Consider the following 21602-nt stretch of genomic DNA (forward strand, 5'->3'; position numbering starts at 1 on the left):
GCGGCAGTGGCCGCGAAGGAGGCGACAGTCATGTCCAAGAACGCCAAGATCGCCGCAGGCGGTGTGGCGGTCGGACTCATCCTGCTGATCTGGCTGCCCTGGTGGGCATCGCTCCTGATCATCCTGGGAGTCCCGGCCGCCGCCTATCTCATGCTGGACCCGTCGCAGCGGCGCAGGCTGCGCCGCGCCACCCGTAAGGAGCTCGGTCGCTGAAGCGCTGACCCGGCGCGGCCCAAGGCTGTCGCCGGATCAGTTCGGCCGTACGGCCATCTTGTCGAGCGCCTCGAGGAGACCCGGCAGCTCCGGCCCCCGGCCCACCGGCAGGACCTCGCCGGGTTCCTCGTCGAGCAGCACGAAGGCGATGTCGTCGGTCCTGGCCACGAGCGACCAGCCCGGACCGTCCGCCCGCAGGATTCGCGCGTCACCCGTCGCGAACGAGGACCGGACCCGGCCCAGTGGCGGCGGCGAGTCGATGTAGGTGCGGGCCTCCGCGAGGACCCGCCGGATGCCGCTGTGGCCCGGCCGGCCGTTCTTCCCGCTCCCCTCCGGAGCGTCGGCCGCCCCGCCCTCGCCCTCGTCGTCCGGTGCTTCCGAGGACCCCGGCACAGGAAACTTCGAGTCGTCCACCTGCTCCCGCCATGTCGCCCACTGCAGCGCGATCTCGTCCGCGCCCATGCGCCGCTGCGCCGGCCCCCAGACGGTGGTGTCCGGCGGAGCAAGTGGCGGCCGGTCGTCGGCCTCCGGGCCGGGATCGTGCGGCGCGGGCACTCCGGGCGCCGCGACGGCGACCGCGAGCGGCCAGCCGGGCAGGGCCGCGACGACCGAGCGCTCGTCGGGCGACAGCTCGTACTCCATACCGCAGTCCCAGGACGCGATCGCGACGGCGACCAGGGAGACGTCGTCGATGACGACGGTCCAGCGGGAGCCGTCGCCGTCCTGGCCGAGCACCAGCCCGTACCCGTCGGCGAGCGGTGCGAGACCGAGCGCCGCGCACGCCTCCGGATAGTCGTCGCCCAGGACGCTCGGGAACTTCGCAGGCGTCAGCAGTACCGCCGTGAGCACATAGAGCGCGTCGTCCGCGGCGGCGACGACGTCCTCGTCCGTCCCGGCCATCCCAGCCTCCCCATCGGTTCGTCCAACGGCGCGCACCCTAGTGCGCGTGGAAGCCGCTTGTCACTGCCCGCAAGCACACCCGAGCTGCAGTTTTCCGGCGGACGGGGGCGAATCGGCCCTCCGGGCCGCGCTCATCACGCCGTCGGCAGCCCCAGCAACCCACGGGCCACGGTCCGCGGCGACTCGCCGCGTTCCCGTGCGAGCGCTATGACGGCCCGGCAGGCCAGCTCGTTCACTCCGAACGACAGTGCCTCCGGCGACACCCAGCCGGACGCCTCGTCGGCCCGCTCCTGGTCGTCCTCCGCGCACGCCGCGACATAGACCGCGGCAGCCTCGAAAAGATTGTGTGAGCGTTTGTCCCCGTCGGTCTTGGTCTCCGTGCGCAAGGCATCGGCGACTCGTCCCCCGGCCTTGCGGAACCTGCCCCACATGCTGACCACCTTCCCCCTGTTCGATTGTTGCGTCCGATCTTTCATCTCCCGGTCACCAACGTAAAGTTGGAGAACCTGTGGCAGAAGGGGGACGGCACGGTGAAGCGCTTTGACCGGCTGGTTCAGATCCGGCGGATGGACCCGTATCAGGAGGCCACGGAGATCTACCGGCTGAGCGTGGCGTACGAGTTCCCCTGGGACTTCACCCGCGCCCTGGAGCTGGCCCTGTACCGCACCTACGCCGTCCCGAGCATCGGCCGGCTGCTCGCGGAGACCGCGGAGCTCACGGAGCGGACGCAGAAGCGCTACGACGACACCTCGCTGCTCCTGGACGCCGTCGTCGAGCACGGCTTCGGCAGCGACCGGGGGAGGACCGCGATCCGCCGCATCAACCAGATGCACCGCGCCTACGACATCAGCGACGACGACATGCGCTACGTGCTCTGCACATTCGTCGTGATGCCCAAACGGTGGATCGACGCCTACGGCTGGCGCAGGATGTCACGTCACGAGATCGTCGCCAGTGTCGTCCACTACGGCACGCTGGGCCGGCACATGGGCATCAAGGACATCCCGGAGACCTACGAGGAGTTCGAGACCTGCCTCGACGACTACGAGGCGGCCCACTTCGCCTGGGACGCGGAAGCCCGGCGGGTCTCGGACGCCACGCTGGACCTGATGGCGTCCTGGTACCCGCGCCCGCTCGCACCCCTGTTGCGTACCACGATCCTCGCGCTGCTCGACGACTCGCTCCTGCACGCCTTCCGCTACACCCCGCCGAGCGCCGCCACGCGCGCGTGGGTGCGTCGCGCGGCACGGCTCCGGGGGCGCGCCGTACGCCTGATGGCGCCCCGGCGTGGCCCGCACTTCGCCCGCCAGAACTGGGAGATCAAGGGCTACCCGTACGGATACCGGCTCGCCGACCTTGGCACGCGCCCGGTCCCGGGCCTCAGGGGCTGCCCCGTGCGGCACGTGGAGGCGGCGGGCACCGAGGCCGGGTGACGCGGCAGCTCAGTCCTCGCGGACGGCGAGCGCCAGGAAGCGGGTGTCCTCGTCATCGTACGACGTCATGCGCCACCCGGAACCCGTCAGCAGCGGACGGAGGTTGGGCTCGGCGCGCAGGTCGTCCGGGGTGAGCGGGCGCCCGTGGCGGGCGGCCAGCGCAGCCCGGCCGATCGGATGGAACAGTGCCAGCACACCACCGGGACGCACCACACGGGCCAGCTCGCGCAGGTTCTCGGCCGGACTCGCCAGGTGCGAGACGAGGCCCGCCCCGAACACCGCGTCCAGCGACCGCGAGCGCAAGGGCAGCGCGGCGACGTCCGTGAGCAGCAGCTGCCCGTCACGGTCCCGTCCGGCCCGTACGGCCTCCCGCAGCATGGCCGGGGTCAGATCGGCCCCGAGGACCACCCCTGAGGGCCCCACGGCGGCACGCAGCGGCGGCAGGGCCCGTCCGGTGCCGCATCCCGCGTCGAGCACCCGGTCGCCCGCGCGCAGTCCGAGCTCGGCGACCGCCGCCGCGTAGGCCGGACCGTCGTCCGGGAACCTGCTGTCCCAGTCGGCGGCACGGGGGGTGAAGAACTCCTGGACACGCGTCTGGTCGTCGCTCATGTACCGCATGATTCCTCACCGGCACGGATGGATGCCTCTGTGCACATGTTCGAGCGTGACGCGATCGTTCCGGTACATCCTTGCGTCATATTCCAACACCTTTCGAAATGCGCCCCTTTCGCGCGCCCCTGCCGGGTCTAGCGTCCCGGGGCCATGGGACACCTGGACCACGCCGCCCTGGGGTGGCTGACCCCCGCGCTGTCGTACGCGATGGCCTGCATAGGCGCCGCGCTCGGACTGCGCTGCACCGTTCGCGCGCTCGCTGCCACCGGGCGCTCGCGCCGGAACTGGCTCGTCACCGCCGCCTCGGCGATCGGCACCGGCATCTGGACCATGCACTTCGTGGCCATGCTCGGGTTCGGCGTCACCGGCACCGACATCCGCTACGACGTGCCGCTCACCCTCCTGAGCCTGCTCGTCGCCATGGTCGTCGTCTGCGCCGGCGTCTTCGCCGTCGGCTACGGCCGGGACCGCGGCCGGGCCCTCTTCCTCGGCGGCCTCACCACCGGCCTCGGCGTCGCGAGCATGCACTACCTGGGCATGGCGGCCGTCCGCCTGCACGGCGACGTGACCTACGACCCGGTGCTCGTCGGGCTCTCCGTCCTGATCGCCGTCGTCGCGGCGACGGCGGCCCTGTGGGCGGCGCTCAACATCAAGTCGCCCGTCGCGGTCACCATCGCCTCCCTGATCATGGGCGCGGCCGTCAGCAGCATGCACTACACCGGGATGTTCGCGGTGAGCGTGCGTGTCACGCCCTCCGGGGAGGCACTGCCCGGGGCCACGGCGATGCAGTTCATCTTCCCCCTCGCCGTCGGCCTCGGGTCCTACCTCTTCCTGACCTCGGCCTTCGTCGCACTCTCGCCCACGGCAGGCGAGCGCGAGGCGTCCGCCTCGGCCCAGCGGCCGGTGGAGAGCGTAGCCCCCTAGGGACTCCCATGGATCTCCGCGGCGCCGCGACGCCCGGCACGCCCCCGAACCACTCCCGAGCGAGGAGTCCATGCGTACACCCCGTAGGACCCCCACCACCGGCGCCGAGGCGCCGTCCCCGCCCGTGCGCGGCCGCCGCGCGCACGCCGGGCCACCGGCCGACGAGAGCCCGGAGGCACCCTCGGGCGCCGCACCGGACGAGGCAACCACACGGGCGGAGCGCTGGCACATACGCCCGCGCACCGTGCGCGCCAAGATCGTCTGCCTGCTGATGGTGCCGGTCGTCTCCCTCCTGGCCCTGTGGGCCTACGCCACCGTCACCACGGCCCAGGACGTCTCCCGGCTGCGGCAGGTCCAGCGTGTGGACGCCATGGTCCGCGCCCCCGTCTCCGCGGCGGTCGCCGCCCTCCAGGCCGAACGCGCGGCCGCGGTACGCCACGCCACCGACCCGTCGGCCGTACCGTCCGACGACTTGGACGAGCTCGCGCGGCGCACGGACCGCGCCGTCGCGAAACTGCGGCTGGGCAAAAGCCACACCGTCGCCGACAGCGAGGAACTCCCCGCCGGAGTCGCCCGCCGGCTGGAGGCGTTCGTCACCGGCACCGAGGAACTGCGGCCGCTGCGGACCGCGGTCCGCGACCGGCGCGTGGGCTGGGCCGAGACGTACAGCCGCTACACCAGCACCATCTCGGCCGCCTTCGGCGCCGGCGGTGCCCTCACCGGCATCCAGGACGCCGACCTCGGCTCCGACGCGCGCGTGCTGCTCGAATTCGCCCGCGCGGCCGAGGCGTTGGCCCAGGAGGACACCGTACTGGCGAGTGCCCGCCTGTCCGGCACCCTGACCGGGGAGCGGCTTCGGCTCTTCACCGGCGCCGTCGACCTGCGCCGCACCCTCACCGAATCGGCCGTCGCCGACCTGCGCGGCACCGAACGCTCCGCGTGGAACGCCCTCGCCGACAGCAGCGCCTACGCGGGCCTGGGCGACGCCGAGGACCGGATCCTCGCCCGAGGGCCGGGCGCCAGGGCGGTCGAGGCGGCGCCCGAGAGCACCTGGAACACCGCCCACACGCGCGTGCAGCACGGCATGCGCGCGATCGAGGACGACGCGGCACGCGGCGTCGCGAAACGGGCCGACCCGTTCACCCGAGGACTGCTCACCCCGGCCGGCGCCGCCGTCCTGCTCGGTCTCGCCGCCGTCGCCGCCTCGCTCGTCATCTCCGTACGCATCGGACGCGGCCTGGTGGTGGAACTGGTGAGCCTGCGCAACGGCGCTCTGGAGATCGCCCGGCGCAAACTCCCGGAGGCCATGCGGAGACTGCGCGCGGGCGAGGAGATCGACGTCCGTGCCGAGGCGCCGCCGGGACCGCTCGCGCAGGACGAGGCCGGGCAGGTCGCCGAAGCCCTCGGCACGGTCCACCGCGCCGCGCTGCGGGCCGCTGTGGAGCGCGCCGAGCTCGCCAGCGGCATCTCCGGCGTCTTCGTCAACCTCGCCCGCCGCAGCCAGACCCTCGTGCACCGGCAGCTGAGCCTTCTCGACAGCATGGAACGCCGCTCCGACGACCCGAACGAACTGAGCGACCTCTTCCGCCTCGACCACCTGACCACCCGCATGCGGCGCCACGCGGAGAGCCTGATCATCCTCTCCGGAGCCGCCCCCGGCCGGGCCTGGCGCATGCCCGTCGTCCTGACCAACGTGGTCCGCGCGGCCGTCTCCGAAGTCGAGGACTACGCGCGCGTGGAGGTAAGGCAACTCCCCGAAGCAGCCGTCATCGGCACGGCCGTCGCCGACCTCACTCACCTCCTCGCCGAGATCATCGAGAACGCCGCCCAGTTCTCGCCGCCCCACACGCGGGTGCGCGTCACCGGCGAACCCGTCGGCAACGGCTACGCCGTCGAGATCGAGGACCGCGGCCTCGGCATGGGCCAGGAGACCCTCGCCGAAGCCAACCGCCGCATCGCGCAGTCCGAGGCGCTCGACCTGTTCGACAGCGACCGGCTCGGCCTGTTCGTGGTCAGCCGACTCGCCGCCCGCCACGACGTCAAGGTCCATCTGAAGACCTCGCCCTACGGCGGCACCACCGCCGTCGTCCTGCTGCCCACAGCCCTCCTGCACACCGGAGCGACGGAACGTTCTCCCGGCGAAGCGGTACACCCGCCGCGGCCCGAGGAGCGCTCCTACGCGCGCGTGCCCGACGACACCCCGCCCCAGGACGCCGTCCCCGCACCGGCCGACCGGCGCGCCCTCGTGGCTCCCGTACCGGCCGCGGCCGAGACCACGAGCCACACCCAACCCCCAGGAGTCGCCACCTTGCGACTGCACCGACCCCAGGAGCAGCCCGAAGGCTCCGAGGACCTCCCACGTCGCGTACGACAGGCCAGTCTCGCCCCCCAACTGCGTGACGGGCGCCCCGAGGAACCGCCACCGACGCCGGCCCTCCAGGACGACGAACGCACCCCCGAAGCCGTACGCGACCGCATGGCGGCGTACCGCGACGGCTGGGCACGCGGCGGCGGCAGGCAAGCCGGCCGCGGCACCACTCCCGGCCCCGCGAAGGGCAGAGACAGCAGCGAAGGAGACCCCGCATGATCCAGGACTCGAGCACGCGTTCCGCCCGGCGCTCCGGCGAACTCGACTGGCTGCTGGACGATCTGGTGCTCCGCGTGAGCGACATACGGCACGCCGTGGTCCTCTCCAACGACGGCCTCGCCGTAGGTGCCTCGACCGGCCTCCGGCGCGAGGACGCCGAACACCTCGCAGCGGTCGCCTCGGGCTTCCACAGCCTCGCCAAGGGAGCAGGACGGCACTTCGGCGCCGGCGGTGTCCGCCAGACCATGGTGGAGATGGACGAGGGCTTCCTGTTCGTGGCCGCCGCCGGCGACGGCTCCTGCCTTGCCCTTCTCACCGCCGTGACAGCCGACATAGGCCTCGTGGCGTACGAGATGGCCCGCCTGGTCAAACGTGTCGGCGAGCACCTCGGCACGGCGCCCCGCGCCGGGGCGCGGCCGCCCGCCGCCGGATGAGCCGGGAGGGCGGTCCGCGCAGATGACCGAGGACATGACGGGCACCGTGAGCGAGCAGGGCAGCCAGTGGTACGACCACGAGGCCGGCCCGCTCGTCCGCCCCTACGCCATGACGGGCGGACGCACCCGGCCCGGCCCCACCGGCGTGCGGTTCGACCTGATCGCCCTGGTCACGCTGGACCCAGACGCGCCCGCCGTGGACGACGCCCCGCTCGGCCCGGAACACCGGACCCTCCTCGACCTGTGCCGCACGGAGACCCAGTCGGTCGCCGAACTCGCCGCCGGAGCGGACCTGCCCGTGGGTGTGATCAGGGTCCTGCTCGGCGACCTCCTGGAACTCGGCTGCGTCACCGTCAGTCGCCCCGTACCGCCGGCCCAGCTGCCCGACGAACGGATCCTTCGCGAAGTGATCGCGGGACTCAGGGCGCTGTAGATGGAGGGCGCTGTAGATGAACGCACACCCCACCCGACACGAGGAAAGTGACTGATGGTCTCCGAGCACTCTGACGCCTCAGACGGCGACACCGCCGCACTGGCGTTGAAGATCCTGGTCGCGGGCGGCTTCGGCGTGGGCAAGACCACGCTGGTGGGCGCAGTCAGCGAGATCCGGCCGTTGCGCACCGAGGAAGTGCTCAGCGAAGCGGGGCAGTCGGTGGACGACACCGACGGTGTGGACCACAAGACCACCACGACCGTGGCCATGGACTTCGGGCGCATCACCATCCGGTCCGGCCTCTCTCTGTACCTGTTCGGCACGCCGGGCCAGGACCGGTTCTGGTTCCTGTGGGACGAGTTGTCCCAAGGGGCACTCGGCGCGGTGGTGCTCGCGGACACCCGCCGCCTTGAGGACTGCTTCCCGGCGGTCGACTACTTCGAGCACCGGCGCATCCCGTTCGTGGTGGCCGTCAACTGCTTCGCGGGCGCCCGGCAGCACGGCGCCCCGGACGTCTCGCGCGCCCTCGATCTCGACCGGGGGACGCCCGTGGTGCTGTGCGACGCCCGGGACCGCGACTCCGGGAAGGAGGTGCTGATCAGACTGGTCGAGTACGCCGGGCGGATGCACACCGCCCGGCTCCTCGACTCGGTCGGCTGACCGGAGGTACGAAGCTCCCCGGGGTCAGTCCGCGATGTCCCGCTCCGCCAGGACCCGGTCGACGGTGACACGGATGAGGAGTTCGCCCGGGACTCCGTTGCGCGCGCCGAACTCCTCGGCGCGTTCCTCGCCCATGTACCGCGCGCCGATCCGCGTCGCCCAGTGCCGCACCTCGTCGAGGTCCCTCACCAGGCGGGCACGGCCCTGGACGACCACGAAGGAGTAAGGCGGCCGGTCGTCGTCCACACAAAGGGCGACCCGGCCGTCACGGGCGAGATTGCGCCCTTTCACGGTGTTCTCGCCGGTGTTGAACACCAGCTCGTCCCCGTCCAGCAGGAACCAGACCGGGGCCACGTGCGGCCTCCCGTCGGCCCTGACGGTGGAGAGCTTCGCGGTGCGGGTGCCGTGGGAAACGAACTCCCGCCATTGCGCATCGGTCATCTTGTCTGCCATGGCTCCCATCCTCCTTGCCCCGGCAGCGGTCGTGGGGAAGGCTGACGTGGAGATCCTCCGGCCAGGAGGAGAACGCACGGGGAGAAAACGGGGAGATCGGAACATGGCGCAGAACCAGGGACTCGACTGGCTGCTGGACGACCTGACCGAGCGCGTCCACCAGGTGCGGCACGCACTGGTCCTGTCCAACGACGGCTTGGTGACCGGGGCGAGTACGGGCCTGCGCCGCGAGGACGCGGAGCACCTCGCGGCCGTGTCGTCCGGGTTGCACAGCCTGGCCAAGGGCTCGGGACGGCACTTCGGCGCGGGCAGCGTACGCCAGACGATGATCGAGTTCGACGACGCGGTGCTCTTCGTCACGGCGGCCGGCACGGGCAGTTGTCTGTGCGTCCTCAGCGGCGCCGAGGCCGACATCGGCCAGATCGCGTACGAGATGACACTTCTGGTCAACCGGGTCGGCGAGCATCTCGACGTGGATGCCCGCCAGCCCGAAGGGAAACCAACCACAGACGTCTGACCTGCAGGTTCACCCTCCCCCGCGGAGTTATCCACAGGCTCGTCACGCAGTGCGCCCAAGCGGTTACGGTTTTCTCACGGCGACCGCACACGGCGTGAGCCGCCGACTCCACGGGGGAGACCGACCATGTCAGGCACCATCGCGAAACCCGACCGCCTCACCTGCGCTCCGAGCCGGGCCGCCCGCGAACTCGACCTCAGGGGCCGTGAGTTCGACCTGGCCGTGGATCTCGGGCTCATCCGGACCGTTCCCGACGAAGGCGGCGGAGGGCTACGCGTCGCCCGCGACGAGATCGACCGGCTGCGCGCCGGGGGCGGCTTTCCGGACCAACTGCGCGAGCGGGTCGCGACCTCCGGCACCGATGAGGGCGCCGGGCTCTTGGGGGTGACGCCCGCCAGATTCACGAGTCTCGCCCGCTTCGGCCTGCTCGTGCCGGTGACGTTCTACCTGAACCGCTACCGGACGGTCGTCTGGCTGTATCTGGCCGAGGAGCTACGGCAGTTCGCGGCAGAGGAGAGCAACGCCCGCCTGCTGAAAGGGCGCACACCCGCACAGATCCGGGAAAGGCAGAAGGACGGGCTGGACCGTCGGCCCCGCAACTGGCGGGGGCGCCACATCGGATTCCTGACGCGTCAGGCGGGGGACGACGCCTGGGCTCGCGCGGCGGCCGTCGCCTGTCTTCTCGACCCCGCCGAGGTGGCGGACGTCGTGCAGGACCCCTACGAGCGCGCTCACCTGAACCGCCGCCGCCCTCGCCTCCCGGCGCACGGCACCCCCGGTTCACCCGCCGCCGAACGGGCCGAGACGCTCATGACGGCGGGCGAGCCGGACGAAGTGGCCTGGTTCCGAGCAGACCTGGCTCACACGATGGAGACAGCGCGCAGGCAACACCCGGCACCGCGTCCCGCCCCGGCATCACCATCAGCACCAGAGCCGAGGGCGACACCCCCGGTTCCGGCTGGAGACCGGCCCGGGACCCCGGACCGCACCCCTTCGCACGGCCTCCTGGGATGGCTGCATCGCAGAGGCCGGCGACGTTCAGGGTGAAAAGCGATGAGTTTCCGGATGCGTCCCGGTCGGAATTCTGAGGAGACTATGCCAGGAGGCGATCATGTTCAGTAAGACGAAGGCGTTCAGCGGGTTCTCGGTGAACGACATCGACGCGGCCAGGACGTTCTACGGCGACACGCTCGGACTCCGGGTGTCGGAGGAGAACGGCCTGCTGTTCCTGCACATCGAGGGCGGCCGGGACACCCTGGTCTATCCCAAGCAGGACCACACCCCGGCGACGTTCACCATCCTCAACTTCCCCGTCGACGACATCGAGGCAGCGGTCGACGAGCTGACGAAGAGAGGGGTGCGTTTCGAGCACTACGACGACCTCAAGGCGGACGACAAGGGCATCTTCCGCGGCGGCGGCCCGCTGATCGCCTGGTTCACCGACCCCGCGGGCAACGTGCTGTCCGTGCTCCAGGAAACCTGACGGGTCGCTCATGCCCGAGCTCCCCGATGTCGAGGGCTTCCGGCAGGTGCTCGAGTCCTGCGCGAAGGGACGGGTGATCCGGCGTGTCGACGTGCGGGACGCGGGCGTACTGCACGGGGTCAGTGCCCGGCGACTGCGTGACGCGCTGGAAGGCCGGCGCTTCGGCACGCCGGAGCGGCACGGGAAGTGGCTGCTCGCCCGCACGGGCGCCGGCCCCACCCTCGTGCTGCACTTCGGGATGACCGGCCGGCTGGTCTGCGGTCACCCCGATGAGGCAGTCGAGGCCCACGACCGTGTGCTGTTCACCCTGAGCGGCAACCGCCAGCTGCGCTTCCGTGACCAGCGCAAACTCCAGGGAATCTGGCTGGCGGGCGATGACTCCGACATCGACCGGCTGCTCGAGCGGCAGGGCCCCGACGCGCTGGCGGTGGAGCGTGCGGAGTTCGAGGCCGTCCTCTCGTCACGCCGCGGGCATCTCAAGACCGCGCTCACCGACCAGTCCGTTCTCGCCGGACTCGGCAATCTGCTCGCCGACGAGATCCTGTGGCGAGCGCGGTTGCGCCCTGACCGCCCGGCGCGTGATCTCACCGAGGCCGACCGTCGGCGGCTGTACAGCCAGATGCGCCGCACACTGCGCTCTTCCGTCACCGCCGGCTGCGTCCCGCCGCGTGACTCCTGGCTCACCGGCCATCGGGACGACCCCGACCCGAGCTGCCCACGCTGCGGCACCGGCCTGCGCCGGACCCGTATGGGGGGCCGCGGCACGGTGTGGTGCCCGCACTGCCAGCCGGGCGGGTGATTCAGTCGGGGGCGCCAGCCGTCCGGCCGCCAGCCACCGGCCGTCAGCCACCGGCCGCCAGCCATCGGCCGCCGGCCGCCGGTCACCCGGCCGGTCAGTCGTCAGGAGTCAGTACGGCCGGTGCCCCGGCGAGGATTCCGCCGCCACATGGGTGCGATTGCCTGAGGGGGACGCGGCGGCGAGCGCCACCGCCAGCCCGGCCACCACCACCGTCACGGCCAGCCAGCCCGCGCCCGGCAGATGCCGGTGCATCAGCAGCGAGGCGACGATCAGGGTGAGCGGCAGCTCCAGCACGAACAGCGGCTGCACGATCGTCAGCGGCCCGGTCGCCAGCGCCAGCGCCTGGCAGACGGCGGCGGCGATCACCGCGAGGATGCCGGCCAGCCAGACGCGGCGTCGCAGCAGATCGAGCATCAGCCCGGCCCGCACGCCCTCGGGGCGCGGCACGGTGAGTGCGGCCTTGCGCTGCAGCACCGTCGCTACGGCGTTGCTGAAGGCCGCGCAGATCGCGAAGAGGACGGGGAGCACGATGTGCAGCCACCTCCCGGATCGGCGGGCGCGTGACGCCGGCGGTGCCTCCTTCTGCCATGGTCACCGGATCGGGGCACGGGCGCGAACGGAGTACCGGAGCGCGCGTGTGCCCCCGAGCGGCAAAAACCCAGGTCGGTCCAGCCCGCGGACAGGTCAGTCCAGCTTGCGGAAGAGTCCCTCCTGCACGACCGAGACGACCAGCCGGCCCTCACGGTCGTAGATCCGGCCCCGGGCCAGACCGCGGCCGCCGACGGCGATCGGGGACTCCTGGTCGTACAGCAGCCAGTCGTCCGCGCGGAACGGGCGGTGGAACCACATCGCGTGGTCCAGTGACGCCATGTCGAAGCCGCGCGGGCCCCACAGCGGCTCGACCGGGATGCGGACGGCGTCCAGGAGGGTCATGTCACTCGCGTAGGTGAGGGCGCAGGTGTGGACCAGCGGGTCGTCGCCGAGCGGTCCGACCGCGCGCATCCACACGGCGCTGCGCGGCTCGGCGTCCTCGACCTCCTCGGTGGTCCAGCGCAGCCGGTCCACGTAGCGGATGTCGAAGGGCTGGCGGCGGGCCATCCGCTCCAACTGCTCGGGCAGCGCGCCCAGATGCTCCCGGATCTCGTCCGTGACCGTGGGCAGCGACTCCGGGTCCGGGACCTTGCGGGCCGGTGGCAGCTGGTGCTCGAAGCTGCCCTCCTCCGGCTTGTGGAACGAGGCGGTGAGATTGAATATCGTGCGGCCCTGCTGCACGGCCGTGACCCGGCGGGTCGTGAACGACCGCCCGTCGCGCACCCGCTCGACCTGGTAGACGATCGGCACGCCCGGGATGCCCGGGCGCAGGAAGTACGCGTGCAGCGAGTGCACGGGGCGGCCGCCCTCCGTGGTGCGGCCGGCGGCGACCAGGGCCTGGCCCGCCACCTGGCCGCCGAAGACCCGCTGGAGGGACTCCTGCGGGCTGCGGCCGCGGAAGATGTTGACCTCGATCTGCTCCAGGTCGAGCAGGTCGACGAGTCTTTCGGCCGGGTTCGTCGTCATGGGTGGGATTCTCCTGTGCTCGCTGCTGTCCGGCCGTTCACAGCTGGCCGACGTCGGTGACGCGGACGATCGCGCGGCCCTCCGCGTCGGAGGCGGTGAGGTCGACCTCCGCGCTGATGCCCCAGTCGTGGTCCCCGTTGGGGTCGTGGAAGATCTGCCGGACCCGCCACAGGGCGTTCTCCGGCTCCTCCTCGATGAGCAGCAGCTTGGGGCCGCGGGCGTCGGGGCCGGTGCCGAGGTCCTCGTACTCGTCGAAGTACTTGTCCAACGCGTCGCCCCACGCGTCGGCGTCCCAGCCGGACTCCGCGTCCATCTCGCCCAGCTGCTCGACCTGGTCGAGGGCGGCCAGTTCGACCCGGCGGAACATGGCGTTGCGGACCAGCACCCGGAAGGCGCGCGCGTTGGCGGTGACCGGCTTGACCTCGTCGGCCTTCTCCTGGGCCTCCTCGGCGGTCATCACCTCCGGGTTGGCGAGTTGCTCCCACTCGTCCAGCAGACTGGAGTCGACCTGGCGCACCATCTCGCCCAGCCACGCGATCAGGTCTTCCAGATCCTCGGACTTGAGGTCGTCCGGGACGGTGTGGTCGAGGGCCTTGAAGGCGCTGGCGAGGTAGCGCAGCACGATGCCCTCGGTGCGGGCCAGCTCGTAGTGGGACACCAACTCGGTGAAGGACATCGCCCGTTCGTACATGTCGCGGATGACCGACTTCGGCGACAGCGGATGGTCGCCGACCCAGGGGTGGCTCTTGCGGTAGGTGTCGTACGCGTGGAAGAGCAGCTCCTCCAGCGGCTTCGGGTACGTGATGTCCTGGAGGCGCTCCATGCGGTCCTCGTACTCGACACCGTCGGCCTTCATCGCGGCCACGGCCTCGCCGCGCGCCTTGTTCTGCTGGGCGGCGAGGATCTGCCGCGGGTCGTCGAGCGTCGACTCCACGACCGACACCATGTCGAGGGCGTACGACGGGGATTCGGGATCCAGCAGCTCGAACGCGGCGAGCGCGAAGGTGGACAGCGGCTGGTTGAGCGCGAAGTCCTGCTGGAGGTCGACCGTGAGGCGGACGATACGGCCCTCGGCGTCCGGCGTGTCCAGCTTCTCGACGATGCCGCCGTCCAGCAGCGAGCGGTAGATCGCGATGGCCCGGCGGATGTGCCGCAACTGCTGCTTGCGCGGCTCGTGGTTGTCCTCCAGCATGCGGCGCATCGCCACGAAGGCGTTGCCGGGGCGGGCGATCACCGACAGCAGCATGGTGTGCGTGACCCGGAACCGGGAGGCCAGGGGCTCCGGTTCGGAGCCGATGAGCTTCTCGAAGGTCTGCTCGGACCAGGCGACGAAGCCCTCCGGCGCCTTCTTGCGGACGACCTTGCGGCGCTTCTTCGGGTCGTCGCCCGCCTTGGCGAGCGCCTTCTCGTTCTCGACGACGTGCTCGGGCGCCTGCGCGACGACGAAGCCCTCCGTGTCGAAACCGGCCCGCCCGGCACGGCCCGCGATCTGGTGGAACTCCCGGGCCCGCAGGGTGCGTACGCGGGTGCCGTCGTACTTGGTGAGGGCGGTGAACAGCACCGTGCGGATGGGGACGTTGACGCCCACGCCGAGCGTGTCCGTGCCGCAGATGACCTTCAGCAGACCGGCCTGCGCGAGCTTCTCCACCAGGCGGCGGTACTTGGGCAGCATGCCCGCGTGGTGGACGCCGATGCCGTGCCGGACGTAGCGGGAGAGGTTGCGGCCGAATTTCGTGGTGAACCGGAAGTTGCCGATCAGTTCGGCGATCTGCTCCTTCTCCGCACGCGAGCACATGTTGATGCTCATCAGCGCCTGCGCCCGCTCCACGGCCTGCGCCTGCGTGAAGTGCACGATGTAGACGGGCGCCTGCCGGGCCTCCAGCAGGTCGGTGAGCGTCTCGGTGAGCGGGGTGTAGCGGTACTCGTAGGACAGCGGCACCGGACGGGTCGCCGAGCGGACCACCGCGGTCGGGCGGCCGGTGCGGCGGGTGAGGTCCTTCTCGAAGAAGGAGACGTCGCCGAGCGTCGCCGACATCAGCACGAACTGCGCCTGCGGCAGTTCCAGGATCGGGATCTGCCAGGCCCAGCCGCGGTCGCCCTCCGCGTAGAAGTGGAACTCGTCCATGACGACCTGGCCGACATCAGCGTCCTTGCCGTCGCGCAGCGCGATCGACGCCAGGACCTCGGCGGTGCAGCAGATGACGGGGGCGTCGGCGTTCACGGACGCGTCGCCGGTCAGCATGCCGACGTTCTCCGTGCCGAAGATCTTGCACAGTTCGAAGAACTTCTCCGACACCAGGGCCTTGATCGGAGCCGTGTAGAAGGTGACCTCGTCCCGGGCCAGCGCGGCGAAGTGCGCGCCCGCCGCGATCATGCTCTTGCCGGAACCGGTGGGCGTCGACACGATCACGTTCGCGCCGGAGACCACCTCGATCAGCGCCTCCTCCTGGTGGGGATAGAGCGTGAGACCCCGCTCGCCGGCCCACGACTCGAAGGCTTCGTACAAGGCGTCGGGGTCGGGGGTCCGCGGCAGCTGATCGATGAGGGTCACGCCCCCATCTTGCCTGGCCTGATGCCCGATGCGGGAATCGGCTGCGGGCCCGAAGATCACGAACGCTACGCTGGGTCGCCGACGGGACGTCAGCGCGCCCGGTCAACTGGACAGCGGCACACGAGGAATGGGGCGGGCAGCGGCCATGATGGGACCAGCACACTCACTGTCGGGCGCCGCCGCCTGGCTCGGCGTCGGTGCCGCGGCCGCCGCGGCCGGGCACCCGATGCCCTGGCCGGTCCTCCTCGTCGGCGCGCTGATCTGCGCCGGAGCCGCGCTCGCCCCGGACCTCGACCACAAGGCGGCCACCATCTCCCGGTCCTTCGGACCGCTGTCGCGCTGGCTGTGCGAGATCGTGGACAAGCTGTCGTACGCCGTCTACAAGGCGACGAAGAAGCAGGGTGACCCGCGCCGCTCCGGCGGGCACCGGACGCTCACGCACACCTGGCTGTGGGCGGTCCTGATCGGTGGGGGCACCTCGGTGGTGGCGATCACCAGCGACCGGTGGGGCGTGCTGGCGATCCTCTTCGTGCACCTGGTCCTGGCCATCGAGGGTCTGCTGTGGCGGGCGGCGCGCGGCTCCAGCAGCGACGTCCTGGTGTGGCTGCTGGCCGCGACCACGGCGTGGATCCTCGCGGGTGTCCTGGACAAGCCGGGCAACGGCGCGGACTGGCTGTTCACGGCGCCGGGGCAGGAGTACCTGTGGCTGGGGCTGCCGGTCGTGCTGGGGGCGATCGTCCACGACATCGGGGACGCGCTCACCGTGTCCGGGTGCCCGATCCTGTGGCCCATACCCGTGGGGCGTAAGCGCTGGTACCCGCTCGGGCCGCCGAAGGCCCTGCGGTTCCGGGCGGGGAGCTGGGTGGAGCTCAGGGTGCTGATGCCGGTGTTCATGCTGCTCGGCGGGGTGGGCTGCGCGGCGGCGCTCAACTTCATCTGAGCGCCCCGGGGCATCCGGCCGGGTTCAGGAGCCGCCGTACCGCCGCTCGAACCGGGCGACCCGGCCCTCCGAGTCCACCGTGCGGGCCTTGCCCGTGTAGAAGGGGTGGCTCTCCGAGGAGATCTCCACGTCCACGACCGGGTAGGTCTCGCCGTCGTCCCACTCGATGCGTTCGCCGCTGGTCGCGGTGGACCGGGTCAGGAAGGCGTAGCCGGCGGTCCGGTCGCGGAAGACGACGGGGTGGTAGTCGGGGTGCTTGTCCTGCTGCATGGATGCTCCTCGTGCGGCTCGGGCGGTGCTGCGATCAGCCGGACAGGGTGTCCTCGTCGACGACGTGCACGGCGGCTTCCTCGGCCGACGCCGCCGCGCCGTCGATGCCCACGTCCATGGCGACCAGCGCGCTCTCCTCGTCCTCGTGCGCGCCCTCGTCGGGTGCCACGAGCCGGCCGGAGCGGGCGTCGCCGACCTCGTTGTCGAGGAGTTCCCCGTCGGTGCCCTGGCAGTCCCCGAGACCGTCACCGTCGGGGGCAGCGGCGTCCGGCAGCTCCTCGGCGAGCCGCTGGTCCAGCGTCTCGCCCGCTCGCCGCTCGGCCGCCGTCACTCCGAGGTGCTCGACGGCCCAGGGCCGCTCGGGAGGAGACCAGCCCCGGTCCAGGGGATCGTCGACGCCGTCGTCCACCAGGGTGTCCTCGGCGTCGAGCAGCCCCGTGTCCTCTCGCTGCTCGTCTTGATCCGGTTGGTAGACATCGTCTCCCCAACCGTCGGACCTGTTCACGGGTACCTCCAGGGGGTGGGGACGAGCCCGTTCTCACCGGGGCCCGCGCCGGGCCGCCGCCGCACGGAGCACTGGCGCCGCCCGTCGCCGAACCGCTTCGGTTCCCGGGCGTTCCCCGAGCCGGTGCCTGATTCCAGCCTTCCACCCGGCCTCGTCCCCGCGCAACGCCACGGGCCCTGCCGGGGGCTCGGGCGAGCGGAGCGGGGCCGCGACCGTACGCCCCCGTTCTTGGGCCGGTCCCTGGCCGCACGGCCTCGCGGCCTGCCTATGCCGCCCCCCACCCGTTCCTGTGTCGACGGGTGGTGGCAGGCGCCGGGCCGTTGAGGACCGCACGGAACCCGGCGTGCCCGGCTCAGCCGCCGAGCACCCCGGGTCACCCCGGGCAGACCCGGACTGGTCGGCCGCTCCGGGGCCCAGCCGACCGGGCGCGTCACCGGGGCCGGTGGCGGGCGGGCCGAGCGGACCGTGACCAGTGCCCCCGGCCTTCCGGCCTGTCTCCGGCCTCCCGGCCTGCCCTGGCCGCCCCGCATCCGGTCCCGTGTCGGCGAGTCGGTGGGCGCCGGGCCGCCAAGGGACACTCGGCCCCGGACCGCCCTGCTCAGCCACCACACGCCCGGACCAGCCCGGACCAGCCCGGACCAGCCCGGACCAGCCCGGACCAGCCCGGACCAGCCCGGGCAGAGCCTGGTCCGGTCGGCCCGGGCAGGCCGGCGTGTCACCCGTGCCAGGAGCGCCACAGTGCCGCGTACGCCCCGTCCGCCGCGACCAGTTCCTCGTGGCTGCCCAGCTCGCTGATCCGGCCGTTCTCGACGACGGCGATGACGTCCGCGTCGTGGGCGGTGTGGAGGCGGTGGGCGATGGCGACGACGGTGCGGCCGTCGAGGACGCGGGCCAGGGAGCGTTCCAGGTGGCGGGCGGCTCGGGGGTCGAGCAGGGACGTCGCCTCGTCCAGGACCAGCGTGTGCGGGTCCGCGAGGACCAGGCGGGCGAGTGCGATCTGCTGGGCCTGGGCCGGGGTGAGCGCCAGGCCGCCGGAGCCGACCTCGGTGTCCAGGCCGTCGTCGAGCGCCCGGGCCCAGCCGTCCGCGTCGACCGCGCCCAGCGCCGCCCAGAGCTCGGCGTCGACCGCGTCGGTCCGGGCGAGGCGCAGGTTGTCGCGCAGGGAGCCGACGAACACGTGGTGCTCCTGGTTGACCAGCGCGACATGGGAGCGGACGCGTTCCGCCGGCATCCGGGACAGCTCGGCGTCGCCCAGGGTGATCCGGCCGTCCCGGGGCGCGTAGATCCCGGCGAGCAGCCGGCCCAGCGTCGACTTGCCCGCGCCCGAGGGCCCGACCAGGGCCAGCCGGGTGCCGGGGGAGACCTCCAGGGACACCTTGCGCAGGACGTCCACGCCCTCCAGATAGCCGAAGTGCACCCGGTCGGCCCGCACATGGCGTCCTTCGGGGTCCACGGAGGAGTCGCCGGCCTCCGGTTCGATGTCCCGGACCCCGACCAGCCGGGCCAGCGACACCTGGGCCACCTGCAGCTCGTCGTACCAGCGCAGGATCATGCCCACCGGGTCGACGAGCATCTGGGCGATCAGCGCACCCGTCGTGAGCTGGCCGACGTCGATCCAGCCCTGGAGGGCGAACGCACCGCCGACCATCAGGACCGAGGCGAGGACGGTCACGTGGGTGACGTTGATGACCGGGAAGAGCACCGACCGCAGCCACAGCGTGTAGCGCTCCCAGGCCGTCCACTCCTTGATCCGGCGCTCGGACAGCGCCACCCGGCGGCCACCGAGGCGGTGCGCCTCGACCGTACGGCCGGCGTCCACGGTCTCGGCGAGCGCGGCGGCCACCGCGGCGTACCCGGCGGACTCCGAGCGGTAGGCGGCCGGCGCCCGCCGGAAGTACCAGCGGCAGCCAACCACCAGCAGCGGCAGGGCGAGCAGCACGGCGAGCGCCAGCGGCGGCGCCGTGACCACCAGCCCGCCCATCAGCAGCACCACCCACACCACGCCGATCGACAGCTGCGGCACGGCCTCACGCATGGCGTTGCCCAGCCGGTCGATGTCCGTCGTGATCCGCGACAGCAGGTCCCCTGTCCCGGCCCGCTCCAGCACGCCGGGCGGCAGCCCGACCGAGCGCACGAGGAAGTCCTCCCGCAAGTCGGCCAGCATCCGCTCACCGAGCATCGCGCCGCGCAGCCGCACCTGACGGACGAACGCCGCCTGGACGGCCAGCGCGGCGACGAACAGCCCCGCCGTGAGTTCCAGCCGCAGGTCCCGCGCCTCGTCGGACACCCGCTCGACGAGCCCGCCCAGCAGCCACGGACCGGCCATCGAGGCGATGACGGCGACCGTGTTGACGGTGACGAGCAGCAGGAACGCCCGGCGGTGCCGGCGCAGCAGTTCGACCGCGTACGCGCGGACGGTCGCGGGGGCGCCGACCGGCAGGGTGTTCGCCGTCGTCGGGGCCGCCGGGTCGTACGCCGGTGGCGCCACGCCGATCATGCCTTCTCCTCGATCTCTTCCAGTTCTGCCAGTACGTCGGTCAGGTCGGCCTCACCGCTCAGGGCGGCCTCGTCCTCGGTCTCGCGTGTGACCACCGCCCGGTAGCGGGGCTCGGTGCGCACCAGCTCGCGGTGGGCGCCGACCGCGGCGACCTCGCCGTCGTGCAGGAACACGACCCGGTCGGCGCGGTCCAGCAGCAGCGGGGAGGAGGTGAACACCACGGTCGTGCGCCCCGCGCGCAGCTCCCGCACGCCCTGGGCGATCCGCGCCTCGGTGTGCGAGTCGACGGCCGAGGTCGGCTCGTCCAGGACCAGCACCTCCGGGTCCGTGATCAGCGACCGGGCGAGCGCGAGCCGCTGGCGCTGCCCGCCGGACAGGGACCGGCCGCGTTCGGTGATCCGGGCGTCCATGGGGTCGGCGGCGTCCAGCGAGCCCTGCGCCAGCGCCGCCAGCACGTCGTCGCACTGCGCGGCCGCCAGCGCCTCCCGCGGCTCCACGGCACCCGACGCGGGTACGTCGAGCAGGCTGCGCAGCGAGCCGGAGAGCAGTACCGGGTCCTTGTCCTGGACGAGGACGGCCGTACGGGCACTGTCCAGCGGGAGTTCGTCTAGCGGCACACCGCCCAGCAGCACCGCGGTGCCCTCCTGCGACGGGTGTCCGCCCAGCCGTTCCGCCAGCCGGCCCGCCTCGTCCGGGTCGCCGCACACCACGGCGGTGAACCGGCCCGTGGACGCGAGCAGCCCGGTCTCCGGGTCGTACAGGTCTCCGGAGGGGTTCTCGGCGGCGCGCGACCCGGCGGTGTCCGTGGCCCGCTCCAGCGCCAGCACGCCAGCGGCCCGCTTGGCCGAGGGCCGCGAGAAGGAGTACGCCATGGCGATCTCCTCGAAGTGCCGCAGCGGATAGGTGAGGACCATCACCGAGCTGTAGACGGTGACCAGTTCACCGACGGTGATCCGGCCCTGGCGGGCCAGCTGCACGCCGTACCAGACGACGGCGATGAGCAGCAGCCCGGGCAGCAGGACCTGGATCGCGGAGATCAGGGACCACATCCGGGCGCTGCGCACGGCCGCGTGCCGGACTTCCTGGGAGGCGCTGCGGTAGCGGTCGAGGAACAGTTCCTCGCCGCCGATGCCGCGCAGCACGCGCAGCCCGGCGACGGTGTCCGAGGCGAGTTCGGTGGCGCGTCCGGCCTTCTCGCGCTGGGTGTCGGCCCGCCGGGTGGCACGGGGCAGCAGGGGCAGCACGGCGAGCGCCAGCACGGGCAGACCGACGGCCACGACCACGCCGAGCGCGGGCTGGTAGACGACCAGACCGACGCAGACCAGCACGATGGTGACCAGGGCTGCGGTGAACCGTGACCAGGCCTCCACGAACCAGCCGATCTTCTCGACGTCACCCGTGGACACGGCGACGACCTCACCGGCCGCGACGCGCCGGGTCAGCGCCGAGCCCAGCCGGGCGGCCTTGCGGGCGAGCAGCTGCTGGACGCGGGCGGCCGCCGTGATCCAGTTGGTGATGGCGGTGCGGTGCAGGAAGGTGTCGCCGACCGCGTTGCCGACGCAGGCCAGCGCCAGCAGGCCGCCCGCCAGGGCGAGCCGCTCGCCGGAGCGATCGACGACGGCCTGCACGGCGACACCTACGCAGAACGGCAGCGCGGCGACGGAGGCGAAGTGCAGCAGCCCCCAGGCCAGCGACTTGAGCTGTCCGCCCAGCTGATTGCGGAAGAGCCACCACAGGAATCGGGGACCCGAACGCGCGTCCGGCACGCCGGGGTCGGCGTAGGGAAGGTCTTGAATCTGCATGACGTCCCAGTGGCTCGTGTCAGGGAGGGATA

General features: G+C 72.2%; 22 protein-coding genes and 1 pseudogene. 12 read left to right on the forward strand and 11 right to left on the reverse strand.

The window, feature by feature from the left end; translation table 11 throughout:
- Positions 1 to 30 precede the first annotated feature (30 nt).
- Positions 31 to 213 carry a hypothetical protein gene (locus OG542_RS35225; RefSeq protein WP_189724357.1) on the forward strand — a complete coding sequence of 61 codons (183 nt, stop codon included), beginning with the start codon at positions 31 to 33 and terminating at the stop codon, positions 211 to 213.
- Positions 214 to 249: 36 nt separating this feature from the next.
- Here the strand turns inward: OG542_RS35225 and OG542_RS35230 are convergent, their stop codons facing one another.
- Both OG542_RS35230 and OG542_RS35235 read right to left on the reverse strand, forming a co-directional pair.
- On the reverse strand, positions 250 to 1113 hold the full coding sequence (locus OG542_RS35230; protein WP_328416185.1) for a hypothetical protein: 864 nt from the start codon (positions 1111 to 1113) through the stop codon (positions 250 to 252).
- 134 nt (positions 1114 to 1247) lie between these two features.
- On the reverse strand, positions 1248 to 1544 hold the full coding sequence (locus OG542_RS35235) for a hypothetical protein (protein ID WP_328416187.1): 297 nt from the start codon (positions 1542 to 1544) through the stop codon (positions 1248 to 1250).
- Between the two features lie 99 nt (positions 1545 to 1643).
- On the opposite strand from OG542_RS35235, the gene OG542_RS35240 reads away from it, so the two are divergent.
- Positions 1644 to 2546 (forward strand): oxygenase MpaB family protein, encoded by a 903-nt coding sequence (locus OG542_RS35240; RefSeq protein ID WP_328416189.1) that lies wholly within the window; start codon positions 1644 to 1646, stop codon positions 2544 to 2546.
- A 9-nt stretch (positions 2547 to 2555) separates the two neighbouring features.
- On the opposite strand, the gene OG542_RS35245 is transcribed toward OG542_RS35240, so the two are convergent.
- Positions 2556 to 3155 (reverse strand): class I SAM-dependent methyltransferase, encoded by a 600-nt coding sequence (locus tag OG542_RS35245; RefSeq protein ID WP_328416191.1) that lies wholly within the window; start codon positions 3153 to 3155, stop codon positions 2556 to 2558.
- A 153-nt stretch (positions 3156 to 3308) separates the two neighbouring features.
- Between OG542_RS35245 and OG542_RS35250 the strand changes: the two genes are divergently transcribed.
- The 5 genes from OG542_RS35250 to OG542_RS35270 all read left to right on the forward strand — a co-directional run bounded on the left by OG542_RS35250 (position 3309) and on the right by OG542_RS35270 (position 8196).
- Positions 3309 to 4082, forward strand: a complete 774-nt coding sequence (locus tag OG542_RS35250) for an MHYT domain-containing protein (protein WP_311130069.1) — start codon at positions 3309 to 3311, stop codon at positions 4080 to 4082.
- Between the two features lie 70 nt (positions 4083 to 4152).
- The gene (locus tag OG542_RS35255; protein WP_328416194.1) at positions 4153 to 6669 is read left to right on the forward strand and encodes a sensor histidine kinase; all 2517 of its coding nucleotides are present in this window, start codon (positions 4153 to 4155) and stop codon (positions 6667 to 6669) included.
- The gene (locus OG542_RS35260; RefSeq protein ID WP_193482252.1) at positions 6666 to 7103 is read left to right on the forward strand and encodes a roadblock/LC7 domain-containing protein; all 438 of its coding nucleotides are present in this window, start codon (positions 6666 to 6668) and stop codon (positions 7101 to 7103) included. Before OG542_RS35255 ends, OG542_RS35260 begins: the two co-directional genes overlap by 4 nt.
- Positions 7104 to 7125: 22 nt before the next feature.
- Positions 7126 to 7536: a DUF742 domain-containing protein gene (locus OG542_RS35265; protein ID WP_328416196.1), complete on the forward strand. Its 411-nt coding sequence runs from the start codon at positions 7126 to 7128 to the stop codon at positions 7534 to 7536.
- A gap of 54 nt (positions 7537 to 7590) precedes the next feature.
- On the forward strand, positions 7591 to 8196 hold the full coding sequence (locus OG542_RS35270; protein WP_311130066.1) for a GTP-binding protein: 606 nt from the start codon (positions 7591 to 7593) through the stop codon (positions 8194 to 8196).
- A 24-nt stretch (positions 8197 to 8220) separates the two neighbouring features.
- Here OG542_RS35270 and OG542_RS35275 read toward each other — a convergent pair whose 3' ends face one another.
- Positions 8221 to 8649 (reverse strand): PPOX class F420-dependent oxidoreductase, encoded by a 429-nt coding sequence (locus tag OG542_RS35275; protein WP_328337113.1) that lies wholly within the window; start codon positions 8647 to 8649, stop codon positions 8221 to 8223.
- A 103-nt stretch (positions 8650 to 8752) separates the two neighbouring features.
- Between OG542_RS35275 and OG542_RS35280 the strand changes: the two genes are divergently transcribed.
- From OG542_RS35280 to OG542_RS35295, 4 genes are all read left to right on the forward strand, one after another.
- On the forward strand, positions 8753 to 9166 hold the full coding sequence (locus OG542_RS35280; protein WP_193482256.1) for a roadblock/LC7 domain-containing protein: 414 nt from the start codon (positions 8753 to 8755) through the stop codon (positions 9164 to 9166).
- Positions 9167 to 9292: 126 nt separating this feature from the next.
- Positions 9293 to 10213 carry a DUF6397 family protein gene (locus OG542_RS35285; protein ID WP_328416199.1) on the forward strand — a complete coding sequence of 307 codons (921 nt, stop codon included), beginning with the start codon at positions 9293 to 9295 and terminating at the stop codon, positions 10211 to 10213.
- A 64-nt stretch (positions 10214 to 10277) separates the two neighbouring features.
- Entirely contained in the window at positions 10278 to 10649 is a 372-nt protein-coding gene (locus OG542_RS35290; RefSeq protein WP_193482258.1) for a VOC family protein, read from the forward strand.
- Positions 10650 to 10659: 10 nt separating this feature from the next.
- A complete protein-coding gene (locus OG542_RS35295) occupies positions 10660 to 11448 on the forward strand; it encodes an Fpg/Nei family DNA glycosylase (RefSeq protein WP_328416201.1) in 789 nt (262 codons plus the stop codon).
- A 144-nt stretch (positions 11449 to 11592) separates the two neighbouring features.
- Here the strand turns inward: OG542_RS35295 and OG542_RS35300 are convergent.
- From OG542_RS35300 to OG542_RS35310, 3 genes and pseudogenes are all read right to left on the reverse strand, one after another.
- A pseudogene (locus OG542_RS35300) lies at positions 11593 to 11985 on the reverse strand (DMT family transporter); the annotation flags it as partial.
- A 147-nt stretch (positions 11986 to 12132) separates the two neighbouring features.
- Entirely contained in the window at positions 12133 to 13005 is an 873-nt protein-coding gene (locus tag OG542_RS35305) for an acyl-CoA thioesterase (RefSeq protein WP_328416203.1), read from the reverse strand.
- A 37-nt stretch (positions 13006 to 13042) separates the two neighbouring features.
- Entirely contained in the window at positions 13043 to 15556 is a 2514-nt protein-coding gene (locus tag OG542_RS35310) for a DEAD/DEAH box helicase (RefSeq protein WP_328416205.1), read from the reverse strand.
- A 145-nt stretch (positions 15557 to 15701) separates the two neighbouring features.
- On the opposite strand from OG542_RS35310, the gene OG542_RS35315 reads away from it, so the two are divergent.
- Positions 15702 to 16496: a metal-dependent hydrolase gene (locus OG542_RS35315; protein WP_328416207.1), complete on the forward strand. Its 795-nt coding sequence runs from the start codon at positions 15702 to 15704 to the stop codon at positions 16494 to 16496.
- Between the two features lie 24 nt (positions 16497 to 16520).
- Here OG542_RS35315 and OG542_RS35320 read toward each other — a convergent pair whose 3' ends face one another.
- The 4 genes from OG542_RS35320 to OG542_RS35335 form a co-directional block, all read right to left on the reverse strand.
- Positions 16521 to 16766 carry a type B 50S ribosomal protein L31 gene (locus tag OG542_RS35320; protein WP_189724340.1) on the reverse strand — a complete coding sequence of 82 codons (246 nt, stop codon included), beginning with the start codon at positions 16764 to 16766 and terminating at the stop codon, positions 16521 to 16523.
- A gap of 34 nt (positions 16767 to 16800) precedes the next feature.
- On the reverse strand, positions 16801 to 17271 hold the full coding sequence (locus OG542_RS35325; RefSeq protein WP_193482264.1) for a DUF5709 domain-containing protein: 471 nt from the start codon (positions 17269 to 17271) through the stop codon (positions 16801 to 16803).
- A gap of 715 nt (positions 17272 to 17986) precedes the next feature.
- Entirely contained in the window at positions 17987 to 19768 is a 1782-nt protein-coding gene (locus OG542_RS35330) for an ABC transporter ATP-binding protein (RefSeq protein WP_328416212.1), read from the reverse strand.
- Positions 19765 to 21570, reverse strand: a complete 1806-nt coding sequence (locus OG542_RS35335; protein ID WP_328416214.1) for an ABC transporter ATP-binding protein — start codon at positions 21568 to 21570, stop codon at positions 19765 to 19767. Before OG542_RS35335 ends, OG542_RS35330 begins: the two co-directional genes overlap by 4 nt.
- Between the last annotated feature and the right edge of the window lie 32 nt (positions 21571 to 21602).

Origin of the sequence: Streptomyces violaceus (assembly GCF_036014075.1) — a bacterium.
Classification (GTDB): domain Bacteria; phylum Actinomycetota; class Actinomycetes; order Streptomycetales; family Streptomycetaceae; genus Streptomyces; species Streptomyces violaceus.

Excerpts from the sequence above, each read along its gene's own strand:
- OG542_RS35280 (WP_193482256.1), top strand. The coding sequence starts at position 8,753 with ATGGCGCAGAACCAGGGACTCGACTGGCTGCTGGACGACCTGACCGAG.
- OG542_RS35275 (WP_328337113.1), bottom strand. The coding sequence starts at position 8,649 with ATGGCAGACAAGATGACCGATGCGCAATGGCGGGAGTTCGTTTCCCAC.
- OG542_RS35235 (WP_328416187.1), bottom strand. The coding sequence starts at position 1,544 with ATGTGGGGCAGGTTCCGCAAGGCCGGGGGACGAGTCGCCGATGCCTTG.
- OG542_RS35250 (WP_311130069.1), top strand. The coding sequence starts at position 3,309 with ATGGGACACCTGGACCACGCCGCCCTGGGGTGGCTGACCCCCGCGCTG.
- OG542_RS35320 (WP_189724340.1), bottom strand. The coding sequence starts at position 16,766 with ATGCAGCAGGACAAGCACCCCGACTACCACCCCGTCGTCTTCCGCGAC.
- OG542_RS35230 (WP_328416185.1), bottom strand. The coding sequence starts at position 1,113 with ATGGCCGGGACGGACGAGGACGTCGTCGCCGCCGCGGACGACGCGCTC.
- OG542_RS35270 (WP_311130066.1), top strand. The coding sequence starts at position 7,591 with ATGGTCTCCGAGCACTCTGACGCCTCAGACGGCGACACCGCCGCACTG.
- OG542_RS35290 (WP_193482258.1), top strand. The coding sequence starts at position 10,278 with ATGTTCAGTAAGACGAAGGCGTTCAGCGGGTTCTCGGTGAACGACATC.
- OG542_RS35255 (WP_328416194.1), top strand. The coding sequence starts at position 4,153 with ATGCGTACACCCCGTAGGACCCCCACCACCGGCGCCGAGGCGCCGTCC.
- OG542_RS35315 (WP_328416207.1), top strand. The coding sequence starts at position 15,702 with ATGATGGGACCAGCACACTCACTGTCGGGCGCCGCCGCCTGGCTCGGC.
- OG542_RS35330 (WP_328416212.1), bottom strand. The coding sequence starts at position 19,768 with ATGATCGGCGTGGCGCCACCGGCGTACGACCCGGCGGCCCCGACGACG.
- OG542_RS35260 (WP_193482252.1), top strand. The coding sequence starts at position 6,666 with ATGATCCAGGACTCGAGCACGCGTTCCGCCCGGCGCTCCGGCGAACTC.
- OG542_RS35265 (WP_328416196.1), top strand. The coding sequence starts at position 7,126 with ATGACCGAGGACATGACGGGCACCGTGAGCGAGCAGGGCAGCCAGTGG.
- OG542_RS35245 (WP_328416191.1), bottom strand. The coding sequence starts at position 3,155 with ATGAGCGACGACCAGACGCGTGTCCAGGAGTTCTTCACCCCCCGTGCC.
- OG542_RS35305 (WP_328416203.1), bottom strand. The coding sequence starts at position 13,005 with ATGACGACGAACCCGGCCGAAAGACTCGTCGACCTGCTCGACCTGGAG.
- OG542_RS35285 (WP_328416199.1), top strand. The coding sequence starts at position 9,293 with ATGTCAGGCACCATCGCGAAACCCGACCGCCTCACCTGCGCTCCGAGC.
- OG542_RS35335 (WP_328416214.1), bottom strand. The coding sequence starts at position 21,570 with ATGCAGATTCAAGACCTTCCCTACGCCGACCCCGGCGTGCCGGACGCG.
- OG542_RS35225 (WP_189724357.1), top strand. The coding sequence starts at position 31 with ATGTCCAAGAACGCCAAGATCGCCGCAGGCGGTGTGGCGGTCGGACTC.
- OG542_RS35295 (WP_328416201.1), top strand. The coding sequence starts at position 10,660 with ATGCCCGAGCTCCCCGATGTCGAGGGCTTCCGGCAGGTGCTCGAGTCC.